This is a genomic window from Collinsella sp. LCP19S3_A6 (assembly GCF_052122015.1).
In the GTDB taxonomy this organism is placed as follows: Bacteria; Actinomycetota; Coriobacteriia; order Coriobacteriales; family Coriobacteriaceae; genus Collinsella.
Genome location: NZ_JBQKDD010000005.1, coordinates 85337 through 101478 on the forward strand (window position 1 = coordinate 85337; position 16142 = coordinate 101478).

At 59.9% G+C, this 16142-nt stretch carries 13 protein-coding genes; 3 read left to right on the forward strand and 10 right to left on the reverse strand.

Features of this window, described 5'->3' with window-relative positions:
• Positions 1-44: 44 nt before the first annotated feature.
• From ACTQVX_RS04760 to ileS, 3 genes are all read right to left on the reverse strand, one after another.
• The gene (locus ACTQVX_RS04760; RefSeq protein ID WP_441560382.1) at positions 45-1058 is read right to left on the reverse strand and encodes an RluA family pseudouridine synthase; all 1014 of its coding nucleotides are present in this window, start codon (positions 1056-1058) and stop codon (positions 45-47) included.
• Entirely contained in the window at positions 1058-1597 is a 540-nt protein-coding gene (lspA, locus tag ACTQVX_RS04765; RefSeq protein WP_441560384.1) for a signal peptidase II, read from the reverse strand. The genes ACTQVX_RS04760 and lspA overlap by 1 nt, the downstream gene beginning before the upstream one ends.
• A gap of 493 nt (positions 1598-2090) precedes the next feature.
• Positions 2091-4868, reverse strand: a complete 2778-nt coding sequence (gene ileS, locus ACTQVX_RS04770) for an isoleucine--tRNA ligase (RefSeq protein WP_441560467.1) — start codon at positions 4866-4868, stop codon at positions 2091-2093.
• A gap of 510 nt (positions 4869-5378) precedes the next feature.
• Here ileS and ACTQVX_RS04775 point away from each other — a divergent pair.
• The gene (locus ACTQVX_RS04775) at positions 5379-6467 is read left to right on the forward strand and encodes an iron-containing alcohol dehydrogenase family protein (RefSeq protein ID WP_441560385.1); all 1089 of its coding nucleotides are present in this window, start codon (positions 5379-5381) and stop codon (positions 6465-6467) included.
• A gap of 130 nt (positions 6468-6597) precedes the next feature.
• Here the strand turns inward: ACTQVX_RS04775 and ACTQVX_RS04780 are convergent, their stop codons facing one another.
• Positions 6598-7050, reverse strand: coding sequence for a DUF523 domain-containing protein (locus ACTQVX_RS04780; RefSeq protein WP_441560387.1), 453 nt, complete (start codon positions 7048-7050; stop codon positions 6598-6600).
• A 75-nt stretch (positions 7051-7125) separates the two neighbouring features.
• A complete protein-coding gene (ftsH, locus tag ACTQVX_RS04785; protein WP_195838531.1) occupies positions 7126-9018 on the reverse strand; it encodes an ATP-dependent zinc metalloprotease FtsH in 1893 nt (630 codons plus the stop codon).
• A 92-nt stretch (positions 9019-9110) separates the two neighbouring features.
• On the opposite strand from ftsH, the gene ACTQVX_RS04790 reads away from it, so the two are divergent.
• Entirely contained in the window at positions 9111-9596 is a 486-nt protein-coding gene (locus ACTQVX_RS04790) for a cob(I)yrinic acid a,c-diamide adenosyltransferase (RefSeq protein WP_154515476.1), read from the forward strand.
• Between the two features lie 85 nt (positions 9597-9681).
• Here ACTQVX_RS04790 and ACTQVX_RS04795 read toward each other — a convergent pair whose 3' ends face one another.
• From ACTQVX_RS04795 to thyA, 4 genes are all read right to left on the reverse strand, one after another.
• Positions 9682-11031, reverse strand: a complete 1350-nt coding sequence (locus ACTQVX_RS04795) for an MATE family efflux transporter (RefSeq protein WP_441548346.1) — start codon at positions 11029-11031, stop codon at positions 9682-9684.
• Between the two features lie 125 nt (positions 11032-11156).
• Positions 11157-12071 carry a TrmH family RNA methyltransferase gene (locus ACTQVX_RS04800; protein WP_441560389.1) on the reverse strand — a complete coding sequence of 305 codons (915 nt, stop codon included), beginning with the start codon at positions 12069-12071 and terminating at the stop codon, positions 11157-11159.
• A 109-nt stretch (positions 12072-12180) separates the two neighbouring features.
• A complete protein-coding gene (locus ACTQVX_RS04805) occupies positions 12181-12699 on the reverse strand; it encodes a dihydrofolate reductase (RefSeq protein ID WP_441560391.1) in 519 nt (172 codons plus the stop codon).
• Positions 12700-12708: 9 nt separating this feature from the next.
• Positions 12709-13557, reverse strand: a complete 849-nt coding sequence (gene thyA, locus ACTQVX_RS04810) for a thymidylate synthase (protein WP_154515464.1) — start codon at positions 13555-13557, stop codon at positions 12709-12711.
• A 216-nt stretch (positions 13558-13773) separates the two neighbouring features.
• On the opposite strand from thyA, the gene ACTQVX_RS04815 reads away from it, so the two are divergent.
• Positions 13774-14538, forward strand: coding sequence for a NifB/NifX family molybdenum-iron cluster-binding protein (locus ACTQVX_RS04815; RefSeq protein ID WP_441560393.1), 765 nt, complete (start codon positions 13774-13776; stop codon positions 14536-14538).
• A 116-nt stretch (positions 14539-14654) separates the two neighbouring features.
• Here ACTQVX_RS04815 and ffh read toward each other — a convergent pair whose 3' ends face one another.
• Entirely contained in the window at positions 14655-16139 is a 1485-nt protein-coding gene (ffh, locus tag ACTQVX_RS04820) for a signal recognition particle protein (RefSeq protein WP_441560395.1), read from the reverse strand.
• Positions 16140-16142 lie beyond the last annotated feature (3 nt).

Sequence of the window (16142 nt, forward strand, 5' to 3'; positions counted from 1 at the left end):
TCTTACCGCAGGCTTACGGAGTTCAAGAAACCACCTAATACTGGCTAGGCCTCGAGCAGACCGAGCTGAGGGACGATTTCGTTGCCAGCGGCAGTGCGGCCGAGCGAACGCGGGGCCAGATCATCCAGAACCGCCGAAAGATCCCATGGCAGCTCGTCACGGCACTCGATGTGCTCCCCCGTCACGGGATGATCGAACGCCACACGCCAGGAATGCAGGAACTGCCTGGTCAAACCCTGATCGGCACGAGCATCGCACTTGCCATAGAGTTGATCGCCCACGCAGGCGTGGTTGATATGGCGCATGTGAACGCGAATCTGATGCGTGCGGCCGGTAAACAGGTGACACTCGACAAGCGTGTAGCCGTCGTCGAAGCGCGTGGAATCAAAGCGCTCAAGGACCTTAAAGGTCGTGATGGCCTGGCGCGCAAAGGGGTCATCGGAAACCGCCATCTTCACGCGGTCGCGCGTCGATCGGGCAATACCGGTGTTGATAGTGCCCTCGTCCATGGCGATGTGCCCATGAACGAGCGTAATGTAGCGACGGTCGAGCGTGCGCGTGCGGATGAGATTTTGGAGCGCACGCTGGGTGTCGTCGTCTTTAGCCGCGAGCATAAGGCCCGAGGTATCGCGATCCAGACGATGCACGATGCCGGGGCGGTCCTCGCCCTGCACGGTACCCAGATGGTCGATGCCGCAGTGATAGACCAAGGCATTCGCAAGCGTACCGCTCTCATGACCATGCGCAGGATGGCACACCAGGCCGCGCTGCTTGGAGAGCACCATGAGATAGTCGTCCTCATAGCGAATGTCGAGCGGGATGGCCTCGGGGATCACGACGGTCGGGTCATGCGGCTCGGGCAGGTCGACCGAGATGCGGTCACCGGAGCGTACGGCATACTTTTTAGATAGGCAGGTCTCGCCGTTGACGGCAACGGCGCCTCCCTCGATCAGATGTGCGCAGGCAGAGCGCGTGGGGCAGCCATCGTTGGCGCCCAGATAGGCGTCGAGACGCTGACCGGCGCAATCGTCGGCAACGAGAATATGGATGTCGGCCATTAGCGCCCATTCCTTTCGCGAATCTTGCGGGCACGCTCCCCACGCTGCTTAGCTTTACGTTTGGCGCGGGCCTCGTCACGGGCGTTGAGCTCGGCGGTCGCATCGACCTCGCGAGCGGCAGGACTCAAGAACATGTATCCGATGAGCGCCAGCACGACACCGGCGGTAATGCCGATATCGGCCACGTTAAAGACGGGGAAATCAATGAAGGTAGTGGCAATAAAATCAGTCACAAAGCCCATGGCCAGGCGATCGATCGCGTTGCCGATGGCGCCGCCCGCAACCATGGCCATACCCACGACCTCTAGGCGAGCGAGCTGAGGAGCACGGAGCAAGTACACGGCAATGGCGGCAATGGCCGCAAGCGCCAGCACGGCAAACGCTATGCCATGGCCCTCGCCCATGCTAAAGGCAGCTCCGATATTGCGGACAAACACAAAATCAATCACGCCGGGGATAACAGTCATATGCAGGGCATCGCCCACGGCACGAACCGCAAGCTTGGTCAGCTGGTCAACAAGCAACACAAAGAGCGCCACCCCACCAGCAACACCTAACCGCCAACGCAAAGGCGGCGTCATATCCGCACCACGACCCAAATCAATCCCCTACCCTCAAAACAATCGAATTCCGTTTAACGCAAATAAATATCTTATATTGCCATACGCAGAACGCACGACATATCCACCAATGCGACAAAGGGGCTGTCCCCTTGTCCCTTCACCGGGTAGTCTTTTTGGGACGGGGCTTTTTTAGCTACCCAGTCCAGCGCTTTCGAAGATTAAGTCCTTATTTGAGGTAGGGCAGCTAAAAAAGCCCCGTCCCAAAAAGACTACCCAACGTCTACCTATTATCCGGCAATGAAAACGTCGCGTATTTGGTAACGAAAGCGAAAACCCGCCAGAGCGAGCTAGGTGCCTTGAAACGAGGCGGCATAGACCTTCTGGTCATGCCGCCGAAGCTGAAAGGCAGATTGCCGCTCTGGCGGGTTTGCAGCGTCAACCTGTTACACGGTTTGGTAAAACCGCGTAACTACAAGGCATTCGCGCAGCGCTTGCAGATATGCGCGTGACCGTTGTACTCGCCGACGGTGGTGCGATAGTTCCAGCAACGGTCGCAGCACTCGCCCTCGGCGGCCTCAATAGCGACGGAAAGCTCCTCGCCCTGGGTTAGCTCAACATCGGAGACGATGTAGAACTCGGCCAGATCGACGGCCTTGTCGCCGGTCAGCAGCGCATACATCTCGGCGGGAACGACCGCCTTGACGCGGACCTGCTGGCTCTTGGTGAAGGTACCGGCGGAGCGGGCATCCTCAAGGGCCTTGGTCACAGCGCTACGGAGCTCGAGCGAGGCCTCGAGCACGCCCTCGAACTCATTGGCCTCGTCGACCGTGATGGGCGACTTGTACCAATCGAGCAGCGCGGCGTACTTCTGGTGATCGACGCAGCCGGCGGGCGCATAGGCCATGGCCTCGTCGACCGTGTAGGACAGGATCGGCTGCAGGTCGCGCATGAGCATCGAGAAGAGCTCAGCCAGCACGGTCTGGGCGCTGCGGCGCTCGAGCGAACCGGGCTTGTCGCAGTACAGACGATCCTTCAGGGCGTCGAGGTACACGTTGGAAAGCTCGGTAACCACAAAGTCGTAGAGCGCACGGTAGGCGCGCGGGAACTCGTAGCTGGCGTAGGCGTCGTCGACCTCGGCCTGGACCTGGGTCAGACGGGCAACCATGAGCTTGTCGAGCGGCAGCAGGTCGGCAAAGGCGACGCCGTCGGTCTCGGGCTCAAACTGACCCTCGAGCTCGGAGAGCAGGAAGCGCAGCGTGTTGCGGAAACGACGGTAGGCATCGGACGTACGAGCAAGGATCTCGTGGTCGATGGAGACGTCGGAGCTGGTATCGACCGAGGCGACCCACAGGCGGATGATATCGGCGCCCATCTCGTCGCAGACCTTGTTGGGGTCGATGACGTTGCCGAGCGACTTGGACATCTTGCGGCCCTGGCCATCGAGCGTGAAGCCCTGCGAGACGACCGCCTTGTACGGAGCGTGGCCGTTGGCACCCACCGAGGTGAGCAACGAGCTCTGGAACCAACCGCGGTGCTGGTCGGAGCCCTCGAGGTACACATCCGCCGGGTACTCAAGCTCGGGGCGATACTCGCAGACGGCCTTCCAGGAGACGCCGGAATCCCACCACACGTCGAGGATGTCCTTATCGGCCTTGAGGTGATGGCCGCCGCACTTGGGGCAGACGCAAGCCTCGCCCAGGTAGCTCTCGGGAGCGTCGGTGAACCAGGCGTCGGAGCCCTTCTCGTGGAAGAGCTTGATGACGGCGTCGAGCGTGGCGTCGTTCATGACCTTCTCGCCGCAGTCGGCGCAGGTGTAGCTGGGGATAGGCACGCCCCAGTTGCGCTGACGGCTGATGCACCAGTCGGGACGCTGCTCGACCATGGCACCGATGCGGTTGGCCGCGTGGGCCGGATACCACTTGACGTTCTCGCGGATCTCTTTGCCAGCCTGCTCGCGCAAACCGGTCTTGTCCATCGAGACAAACCACTGGTCGGTAGCACGGAAGAGCACCGGATGCTTGCAGCGCCAGCAGTGCGGATAGCTGTGCGTGATCTTCTTCTCGAAGACCAGGGTGCCGCGCTCGCGCAGGAACTCGATGATGTGCGGATTGGCCTCGTCGGTATCCATACCGCTGAAGGGGCCACCGGTACCAAACTCCTCGCCGGTGTAGAACTTACCGTCGTCATCGACCGGCATGCAGATATCGGTGATGCCCTCCTTGAGGCAGGCGAAGTAGTCGTCGACGCCGTGGCCGGGCGAGTTGTGGACGATACCGGTACCGTCATCGACGCCGACGTAATCGGCCAGCAGTGCCACGCCCTCGACACCGTCAAAGATCGGCTGCTTGTAGTGGATGTGGTGGAAGGTCTCAGCGGGAACCACATAGGGCTTACCGTCGACCATGACCGGGGTGTACTCCCAGCCAAACTCCTCACAGCACTTGGGAGCCAGGTCCTCGAGCATAACCTCGGCACGGCCATCGTGCTCAACGGCAACATAGGCGGCGCCGGGCTTAAGGGAAACGGCCTGGTCGGAGGGGATGGTCCACGGCGTGGTCGTCCAGATGATGAAGTCAACCGGGCCGTCGAAGTTCTCGAGACCGGCAGGCTTAGTGGTCATCTCAAAGCGCACGAAGATGGACGGGCTCGTCTCGTCGGAGTACTCGATCTCGGCCTCGGCCAGCGCGGTGTGGCAGTGCTTGCACCAGTGGACGGGCTTATGACCGCGATAGATCATGCCCTTGTCGAACATGGCCTTGAAGACCTCGATGTCGGCGGCGTCATGCTGGTGATAGAGCGTCAGATACGGGTTGTCCCAGTCGCCAAGCACGCCCAGGCGACGGAAGCCGGCCTTCTGCAGCTCGATGTTCTCGACAGCGAACTTATTGCAAAGCTCGCGGATCTTAGCCGTGGAGGTCTGGTTGAACTTCTCGGTGCCGAGCTTCTCCTCGACCTTGTGCTCAATCGGCTGACCGTGGCAGTCCCAACCGGGGACATAGGGAACCTCGTAGCCCTGCATCATCCAGTAACGGTTGATCATGTCCTTAGAGATCTTGTTCATGGCGTGGCCGATGTGGATCGGGCCGTTGGCATACGGAGGGCCGTCGTGCAGCACGAACTTCTTGTGACCCTTGTTCTTCCTTAGAACTTGCTCGTAGACCTTGTTGTCCTGCCAGTCCTTGAGTCGCTTGGGCTCGGACTTGGAAAGACCGGCACGCATGGGAAAACCGGTCTTGGGCAGATTCATCGTCTGCTTGTACTCGTTTGCCACGGTACCCCTTTCTTGTCATGGGCGCGCACGCCCTCTGGGCACCAAAAAAGCGCCCGTCCCTGCAAGCTGGGACGAAGCGCCACAAGACAGGCAGTCTGCCCGTAAAAGCTCTTCGCTTAACCACCCAGCTTAGATGCCCTCGCCCGCGTCGCCGCGCGCTCGCATCCGTTACTCGGCCGGCCTGTATCGACGACCATCTCGGCGATATCTACTAAGACGTGCCTGCGCGGCACGTCCGTTGGGACCGCAGCTCCGGGGTGATTTTCATCGGTCGCATGCACGGGTTCTCAGCGCTCCCCGCTCTCTGTAGCATGCGGACGGCCGACTACTCGTCCCCATCAACGCTTATGCGGAGTATGCTAGCACGTTCCGCGCCGGCGAAAAACCCTCAACACTGGTTTTATACGTTCGAAATTTCTCGCGGATGTGGACCTTCTCTAGGAGCAAAATACCTGAAAGCACTTTATCGGACGAAAGAAGGTTGCTATGCGCACGATCGGAATGAGCGACTATACCGTCGGCGAGGACTGCTTCGACGAGCTGCCCAGCGCGCTGGCCGAATACGGAGCGACCAAGGTCGCAATCATCGGTGGCAAGCGAGCACTGGCTGCAGCACTTCCCGGTATCGACGCCGCGCTGGCAGGAACCGGCGTCGAGGTTCTGGAGACGCGCGTCTACGGCACCAACAGCACACGCGCCAATATCGCCAAGGTCGTAAACTCCCCCGCCTGCCAGGAAGCCGACGTGCTTATCGCCTGCGGCGGCGGCAAGGCACTCGACACCGTCAAGACGGCGGCCATCGAGCTCAAGAAGATCGTCTTTACGGTGCCGACGATTTGCTCAAACTGCTCCGCCGCGACCGCCATTGCCGTTGTCTACAACGACGACGGCTCGCTCGAGGGCTATTCGTACCCCAACCGACCGGCGCACATCTTCATCAACCCCAAGATCATCGCCGAGGCGCCAGCGGAGTACTTCTGGGCCGGCGTGGGCGATGCCCTGTCCAAGCAGCCCGAGGTCGAGTACGCCACGAGCGCCGGAAATTTGGAGCACACCGCCGGTCTTGGCCTGGCACTCGCCCACACCTGCTCCGAGCCGCTGTTTACCTATGGCGTCCAGGGTCTTGAGGACGTGCGCCAGGACCTGTCGAGCGAGGCCGTCAAGCAGATCGCGCTCGACATCGTGGTCAACACGGGATATGTCTCGAACCTGACCAACCAGAACGATTACTACTACAACTCGAGCGTGGCACACGCGTTCTACAACGCCACTTGCAGCATTCCGCGTGAGGGCACCTACCTGCACGGCGAGGTCGTAAGCCTGGGCGTGCTCGTGCTGTTCGCCTACACGGGCGACACCGATAACCTTGAACGCTACGCGGCCTTTAACAATCAGATGGGCCTGCCCGTGACGCTTGAGCAGGTCGGGCTTTCCGAGGCCGATATCCCTGCCCTGTGCGAGTACGCGCACGCCACCAACGAGTGGAAGCAGGGTAACCCCGAGCCCTTCACCGACGAGAAGTTCGCCGCCGCCATCAAGGCCGCCAACGCCTACGGCCACACGCTCCTCGCCTAACCTACCAAAAAGGGACAGGTTTATTTTGGCAGGTTTTATCTGGGCAAACGCCATTAAACATCTGTTGAAATTGTTTAGCTTGCCAGTAAAGGGGGCGACCATCTACTCGATGGCCGCCCCCTTTCATTTGCTATTCCAACATGCTCGGGTCAAATACACTTGCGGGAATCACACGGTACCCGTGGCGCAGGAGCAGGTCGACGAAGACACCGTTGCCCGCGGTGAGCGTGCCGCTAAAGGTGCCATCGTAGATGCGACCTGCACCGCACGAGGGACTACGGTCCTGTAAGATGCACGCGGCGATCTCGGACGGCCCGCCCGCCTGCTCGCACATATCGAGTGCTCGTTGGGCACCCAAGCGAAATTCCCTGTCAACGGACACGCCCTCGCAGGTACGGACTTCGCCGTTCACAATTTCGGACGGCTTGCGCGGTGTGGGCAGACCACCAAAAACCTCAGGGCACACGAGGAGCACCTCGGTTCCCGTGCGCTCGAAGGCCTCGACCAGCTCGCGATGGTAATTATCGAGCCCGTTATACTTGCAGGTCTCGCCCATCAAGCAGGCACTTACCACGATCTTCATATACAACCCTTCCCAAGCAAAACGCCCCATTTGAGGTGGACACTCAAATGGGGCGAAAGCACTGCACAACTAGTATTACTGCTGCTTTGGCATCAGCGGATTCTCACGCGTGAGGAGATTCATAAACTCCTCGCCCGTGATCGTCTCCTTCTTGTACAGATAACGAGCCAGCTCGTGGAGCTTAAACTTGTTCTCCTTCAGGATCTGCAGGGCGCGGTCGTGCGCATCCTCGATCAGCTTGGCGACAATCGCGTCCACGCGCTCGGCCGTACCGGGGGCGCAGGTGAGCGACGTATCCTGGTTAAGGTACGCGTTCTGCACGGTACCGAGCGCCATCATGCCAAACTCATCGGACATACCAAAGCGCGTCACCATGTTACGGGCGAGCTTGGTGGCCTGCTCGATATCGTTGGCGGCGCCGGTCGTCATCTCGCCAAAGATGAGCTCCTCGGCTGCACGGCCACCGCAATAGACGGCGAGCTTGTCCAGGATCTCCTGGCGCGTGGTCAGGAAGCGCTCATCCTCCTCGACCTGCATGGTGTAGCCCAGAGCACCGCTCGTGCGCGGCACGATGGTGATCTTCGTGACCGGCGCAGAGCCCTTCTGGCGAGCGGCAACGATGGCATGACCGATCTCGTGGTAAGAAACGACCTGCTTCTCGTGGTCGGACAGCACCGTGGACTTGCGCTGCTGACCGGCGATGACGACCTCCACCGACTCCTCAAAATCGTCCTGCGTGGCGCGTTTGCGACCCTCGCGGACGGCACGCAGGGCGCCCTCGTTGATGATGTTGGCCAGGTCGGCGCCCGAGGCACCGGGCGTGGCGCGGGCAATCGCGGTCAGATCGATCGGCGGCTGCGTCTTCACGCTCTTGGCGTGCAGCTCAAGAATGTTCTTACGGCCGGTCAGGTCGGGCAGCTCAACGGGGATGCGGCGGTCAAAACGACCGGGGCGCAACAGGGCCGGGTCAAGGCTGTCGGGACGGTTGGTGGCAGCGAGGACGACGATACCCTTGTGGTTATCGAAGCCGTCCATCTCGGTCAGCAGCTGGTTGAGCGTCTGCTCGCGCTCGTCGTTACCACTAAAGCCGCCGCCGTCGCGCTTCTTGCCGATGGTATCGATCTCATCGATAAAGACGATGCACGGGGCCTTTTCCTTGGCCTGCTTAAACAGATCGCGAACCTTGGCGGCGCCGCGGCCGACGAACATCTCGACAAACTCAGAGCCCGAAATACTAAAGAACGGCACACCTGCCTCGCCGGCCACAGCCTTGGCAAGCAGGGTTTTACCGGTACCCGGAGGGCCGACAAGGAGGGCACCGCGCGGCAGCTTGGCGCCAATCTCCTCGTAGCGCTGCGGCTTCTCCAGAAAGTCGACGACCTCCTTGAGGGACTCCTTGGCCTCTTCCTGGCCAGCGACATCCTTAAAGGTCACGCCCACATCCTTGGAGGCAATCACGCGCGCGCCGGACTTGCCCAGTCCACCGCCGCCAAAACCGCCGCCGCCAAAGTTCATCGACGGACCGTCATCACCCATGGCCTTCTTCATGCGGCGGTTGAGCCACCAGCCGATCAGGAAGAAAATCGCCATGGGAAGAATGAGGGTGAGCAGGTAGTAAGTCATCAGACCCGAGTTCTTATCGGGAACGACCGACTCAAGCGAGGCGCCAGATTCAAGCACGCGATCGGTAAAGCCCGCATCATTCGGCACACCGGTCGTCTTGTAGGCGATGTTCTCGTCCTCGCCCTTCTTGGTGTAATAAATCGAGTAATCGTCCGTGTTGTACTCGACCTTATCGACGCTCTTCTTGTCGAGCGCTTTGACAAACGTCGAGTAATCGGTCTTCGTAATCTGCTGCGTGTGACCGATGTTGGGGAACAGAACGGTCGAGAGCACGAGGTAGACGACGAAGGCGATGAGAACGTAGAGGATCATATTCCGTCTACGTTTGTTGTCATCCATCTCCATCTGCTTGAACTCCATCTACTGGGGTTGATAATGCTAACTAGAATACCCCACCCGGCCGGCGATAAACCGACACCGGGCACGAAAGGACAGAGATGGCATCACTGGAAGTCGGCAAGGTTCAAATCTATACGGGCGACGGCAAGGGCAAGACGACGGCTGCGCTGGGGCTCGCGCTGCGCGCCACGGGCTATGGACTTAACGTGCTCATGCTTCAGTTTGCCAAGAAGCTGCACTGCGCCGAACATGACGCAGCTCCTCGATTGGGGCTTTGCATCGTACAAGCCGACCGCGACACGCCCGAAGCCTGTGCCGCACAGATCATGGAGCTGGCGCGCGAGCAGATTAGCCAAGTCGACGTGCTGATCTTGGATGAGCTGGGAGAAGCCATGCGACGGGGCTTTGTGACGCGCGAAGATGTCGAAGCGTTGATCGCGATGAAACCAACCACCACGGAGCTCGTGCTCACTGGCCGCGGCTTGCTGCCCCTCGCCGACCTTGCCGACCTCGTAACCGAAATGCGCCCCGTCAAACACTACTTCGACGAAGGCCTCCTAGCCCGCCAAGGCATCGAATACTAATTGATCCAAAGGGGACGGAGGAAAACGAATCATCGACATCACCACGGAGAGCAATGATCCGTTTTCCTCCGTCTCATACGGATCATTAGGCAGTGGCGCGGCCTAGCCAGTTGCCGCTGTGGTGGTAGATGGTGAACATCGTGGCCGTGATGAGCCAGGTTACGGGGTAAACCAGCAGCAGGAGCTCAAGCGACGGATCGAAAGGCATGATCGCAAACACCCAGATCACCCTGAGCACGACGGTGCCGAAAATCGTGAGAATCATGGGCTGCAAGCTCACGCCGGCACCGCGAATGGAGCCCGACGCGTTTTCGATAATCGAGAAAATCGCATAGAACGGCGCAATAAAATGGATGATGGTCGTGGTGTACGCCGAGATCGAAGCATCGTCGACAAACAGACGCGACAGAGGACCCGAGAACACCAGCAGCACGGCAGACAGGCCACCAATGAGCATAAACGACAGCACGAGCGACGTATGGTAGCCCTTGCGCATGCGCTCGTAGTTGCGCGCGCCAAAGTTCTGTGCCGAGAACGTGGTGATCGACACGCCAAGCGCCTCGGTAACCATCCAGACAATGCCATCTAAGCGGCCAGAAAGACCCCAAGCCGTGGTGACATCGGCACCAAACGAGTTGACCGACACCTGAATCAAAACGTTGGAAATCGAATACGCAGCAGACTGAAAGCCAAGCGGCAGACCACACGAGATCATGCTCTTGCAAATACCAGGATCAATGCCGAGTTTGGACAGTGAAAGCCGCCACGCACCCGGTGCGTGCATCATGCGAATCACGATCATCGTGGCGTTGGAGCAAATGGTCAGCGCCACCGCAATGCCGCAGCCCAGAGCCTCCATATGCAGCACGGCAACAAAAATGATATCCAGCACCACATTAACGAGGCAGCCGGAAGCGATGATCACGGCAGGGCCACGCGTGTCGCCCACGGCACGCAACAGCGCGGTGCCCATATTGAGCAACAGCGCCGCAACCATAGCGGCAAAATAGCAACGAGCATAGGCCACACCCTCGGCCAATAGTTCATGCGGCGTATTCATAAGCACCAGCATGGGCTCAACGAACACTATGCCCAGAATCGAGACGACGATACCGCCCACCAGAGCGAGCGTCATGGCCGTATGGACCGAACGACTCAGTCGCTCATCATCGTGCTGGCCAAAATACTGACCCGTAATAACAGCACAGCCGGCGCCAACACCGACGCAAAAACCGATGCAGAGCTCCGTGAGCACCATCGTGGCCTGAATGCCACCCAGCGCGAGCTTGCCGCCAAACTGACCGACGATATAGGTACCGATAAGCGTGTAGGCCTGCTGAAAGAACGAACTAAAAAAGATGGGAACGCACAGCGAAAGCAACTGCTGCCAAATAACACCCTGTGTTACATCGATAGCCGTAGATTTCTTAGCCACACGCCCTCCCCACCAGCGCACGTCAAACAACAAAACGTCAATATAAGACTAAAGCCAGCACCAGCTTAGCACCGACCGGCGTCAACCGAAACACCCGGACTCAGAGCCCGCTGCAAAATATCTGCCTAGTGATACAGTCCCGGCTGGTAGTGATACTCGTTGCTCACGTGCGGACACAGCTGCCAAAAAGCGACAGCACTCGCCGCGGCCACGTTGAGCGAATCGACCCCGTGCGCCATCGGAATACGCACAGCCCAGTCACAGCCCGCGATGGTCTTGGCGCCCAGGCCGGCGCCCTCGGTGCCCATAAAGATCGCCAACCGGTCAATCTCTTGCAGCGCAGGATCGTCCAACGACACCGAATCATCCGTCAATGCCATGGCGGCACACGAAAAGCCGGCATCGTGCAGCGCTGCCAGCCCATCATGCGGCCATACGCGCGCCTCGCTGCCAATGCGCGTCCAGGGCACCTGGAACACCGTGCCCATGCTCACACGGGCCGAGCGGCGGTACAGCGGGTCACAGCAAGTGGGGCTTACCAAAATGCCATCGACATTCAACGCTGCCGCCGAGCGGAAAATCGCACCCACATTAGTATGGTCGACAATACCCTCGAGCACGCACACGCGCACCGGGCGCTCACCCGCCACCTCGACGACGCCGCCCAAGAACTCATCAACCGGAATCTGACGCGGGCGACGGAACGCCGCGAGCGCACCGCGCGTCACGTTAAAGCCCGTCAACTGCTCCATGAGCTCCATGGAGGCCACGAACACAGGAACCGGACCTGCGCCCTCGCGTGCAACCAGACGCTCGAACAGCGGCATCATCTGATCGAGCCAGCGCTCACCCAAAAGAAAGCTCACCGGCTCGTATCCGGCACGCACCGCGCGCTCGATGACCTTGGCGCTCTCGGCGATAAAGATACCCTTTTGCGGCTCCAGCACGCAGCGCAGCTCGCGCTCCGTCAGTCGCACATAGGCGTCGAGCCGCTCATCATTAAGGGAATCGATTCGCAGCACCTCAACGGCATCAGTCATAGCAGCCAGCCCGTACCCTTCTTTACAGCACATCTATACCAAACGAGGCGACGCTAAGCGCCGCCCCATGCATTCAATCAACCCGGTGATACCGTTCAAGCCAGACGATTTAAGCATCAACGCGACGATATGTCACGAACTCATAATCGAGGCCTTCGTCACCCTCGCCCGCGGCAATCGTGGCAACCCCGTCGCGCCGCGCAACTTCCCACGCAGGATCGACATCCAAATTGGGAAAGTACGTATCCACGTCATGGGTGCAATGGTCGTGCGTGACCTCGGCCTCCACACAGTACGGCAAAAATTGCCGATACACCTCGCCGCCACCGATCACCCACGCAACAGGTTCATCGGCCACGGCGGCCAAGGCCTCGTCAACGCTATGCACCACGTCGACGCCCTCGGGGGCAAAGCCCTCGTCGCGCGTGAGCACAATGTTGCGGCGGTTCTTGAGCGGACGCCCGCCGGGAAAACTCAGCAGGGTCTTGCGTCCCATAATGACCGGACAACCCTTGGTGCACGCCACGAAATGGCGCATGTCGGCACGGTTGGACACGACCATGTCACCCTCGCACCCAATGCCCCAGTCATCGCACACGGCGACAATGGCAGAAAGCTTACACGTCATGCGCGTCACCTACACCGCAATGGGGATGTTCTTGACCTGCGGGCCGTGCTCATAGCCCTCAACGATCAGATCATCAGTCGTAAACGCGTAGAAATCATGCACATCGGGGTTGAGCGTTACCTTAGGAGCCGCAAACTGCGGACGCTCGATAAGCTCGCGGACGATATCGACATGACGGTCGTAAATATGGGCATCGGCGATCACATGCAGCAACTCGCCAGCGATCATATCGACCGACTGCGCGACCATCATCAGCAAAATGGCGTACTGGCACACATTCCAGTTGTTCGCGGCCAAAATGTCCTGGCTGCGCTGGTTGAGAATCATGTTGAGTGTTGGCTTATCGTCCTGCGGGCGCTGCGTGACGTTATAGGTCACGCTGTAGGCGCACGGATACAGGTGCATCTCGGACAGGTCGCTAAACACGTACGTATTGGTCATGATGCGGCGGCTGTACGGCGTGTGCTTAAGGTCGTACAGCACGCGGTCCATCTGGTCGAAATCGCCCTCGGCATAATGGCTCTTCTGGCCAATCTGGTACCCGTAGGCCTTGCCGATGGAGCCGGTCTCGTCGGCCCACTCATCCCAAATATGGCTGTTGAGGTCATGCACGTTATTGGACTTCTTTTGATAGATCCATAGAATCTCGTCCATGGCAGATTTGAGGGCCGTACGACGCAGGGTAAGCGCCGGAAACTCCTCACGCAGGTCGTAGCGTGCCGTAACGCCAAAGTTTTTAATGGTATAGGCAGGGGTGCCGTCCTCCCACACCGGACGAACCTTTTGGCCCTCGGTAGTGGTGCCATGGTCCAGAATATCGCGGCACATGGCTACAAACTGTTGATCAGCCTTGCTCATTGACCCTCCTGTCAGTCGCCTATAAGCGATTTTTATTGTAGCCCAGGGGCGCAGCATCGAATTGCACACTTGGGGCGGCACACGCAATGCACGGCAGTACGGCGCCGCATTCACAAATGCTGCACCTTTAGCTTTTTTGACATATGCCAAAAATAGCTTGAGCGGCTCCGCATACGCGCTATCCTATTGTTGACATATGTCAGATTTGGAGAGTGTATGGCAGGAAGACGCGAAAAATTGCGCCGCGTTGGGATCATTCCCGAATATCGCGGCTTTACCCCTGACGGCCTTGTCAGCGGAGACGCCATCGACATGACGGTCGATGAGCTCGAAGTCCTACGGCTTTGCGACCTGGAAGGCCTCAATCAGGAGGCCGTCGCCCAGCAAATGGGTATCGCCCGTGCCACCGTGGCGGCCATCTGCAGCCGCGCGCATCGCAAGGTGGCAAACGCGCTGGTCAACGGGCGAGCACTTAGTATCGAGGGCGGCAATATCGCATACTCCCCTACACCTACGACGACGGCCATATGGCCAGCAAAGGAGGTCGGCACCATGAGGGTGGCAACGACGTACGACAACGGCAACATCTTTATGCACTTTGGCCGCAGCGAGCAGTTCAAAATCTATGACATCCAGGATGGCAAGGTTCTCAACGAGCAGGTCGTAGGCACCGGCGGCACTGGTCACGGCGCCCTAGCGGGTCTGCTCGCCAACGGTGGCGTCGATACGCTCATCTGCGGCGGTATCGGCGGCGGCGCCATCAACGCGCTCACCCAGGCAGGCATCACGGTCTATGCGGGCGCCCAGGGCAGCTGCGACGCCTGCGTCGAGGCCCTCATTGCCGGCACACTCGCGCAGACCGGCGAGGCCACCTGCGACTGCCATGGGCACGACCACGAGCACGCCCGCGAGCATGGCGAGTCCTGCGGCTGCCACGGCCACCACGACCATGATGGGCGCGAGGGCTGCGGCTGCCACTAGTGGCAAGCACCTCAACGTCAACGCGCTTCCGCGCGTGAGAAAACCTGCGAACGAACGGCGAAGGCCGCCTGGAGTACCATCCAGGCGGCCTTCGCCATACTCGACTCAACCAGTCGTTACTTTTTATTACGCATCTGCGCTTCCATCTGGCGCAGCAGGTCCATATCGGACTTGGGACCACCTGCTCCCATGCCACCCAGACCACCCAGGCCGCCCAGGCCCATGGCATCCAGACCGGGAATATTGGGCATGCGCATCTTTTTGCCTTTTTTACCCTTCTTGCCCTTCTTGCCGCCGGCTTGCGCCTGGTTGGCCATCGAGCGCATGCGGCCCATCATCTTGTTCATCTCGCCCCACTGCTTCATAAGGCTATTGACCTCGGTGGGGGTCACGCCGGCACCCTTGGCGATGCGGGCGCGACGCTGGCCGTTGATGATGGAAGGACGCAGGCGCTCCTCCTTGGTCATCGACATGATGATGGCCTCGTTCTTGTCGAAGATGCCCTCATCCAGGTTGCCGCCCATCTGGTTGAGCGCGCGCTGGCCGCCGGGAAGCATGCCCAGAATGCCCTTCATACCGCCCATCTTCTTGACGGCCTTCATCTGGTCGAGCATGTCGTTCATGGTAAAGCCCTCGCGCAGCATGCGCTCGGCAGCCTCGAGCTGCTCGGCATCGGCTGCCTCCTGGGCTTTCTCGATAATGCCGACGACGTCGCCCATGCCCAAGATGCGCTTGGCCATGCGATCGGGATAGAACGGCTCCAGCGAATCGGGCTTCTCGCCCATGCTCACGAACTTGATGGGCTTGCCGGTCACCTGGCGCACCGAAAGCGCGCCGCCGCCACGGGCATCGCCGTCGAGCTTGGAGATGATCACGCCGTCAAAGTCGGTGCGCTCGGCGAAGGTCGAGACAACGTTGACGATATCCTGGCCGGTCATGGCATCGACGACCATCAGCACCTGATCGGGCTTGACGGCCTTCTTGATGTCCACGGCCTCCTGCATCATCTGCTCGTCGATCTGCAGACGACCGGCGGTATCGACGATGACCACATCGCGCAGGTGGTCGACGGCCTCCTGGATGGCGCCCTTGGCAATATCGACCGGGTGCTCGCCGTCACCGCGGAAGACCGGCACGCCGATCTCTCCACCAAGCGTGGCCAGCTGGTCGGCAGCGGCGGGACGGTAGACGTCGCACGCGGCGAGCAGCGGCGAGCGGCCCTGCTTCTTGAGCAGGTATGCCAGCTTTACAGCCGCCGTGGTCTTACCGGAGCCCTGCAGGCCCACGAGCATAATGACGTTGGGAATGCGGTTGCTAAAGACGAGCTTGCTCTCGGTGGAGCCGAGCATCTCGGTGAGCTCGTCGAGCACGATCTTGACGACGTTTTGCGCCGGCGTCAGCGATTCCATGACCTCGGCGGTCATGCAGCGCTCCTTGGTCTTGGCGACAAACTCCTTGACAACCTTAAAGTTGACGTCGGCCTCGAGCAGCGCCATGCGAATGTCGCGCATGGCCGAGGTGATATCGGCCTCGGTCAGCTTGCCCTTGCCGCGCAGGCGGTCAAATGTGTCGTTGAGGCGATCGCTCAGAGAATCAAACACTGG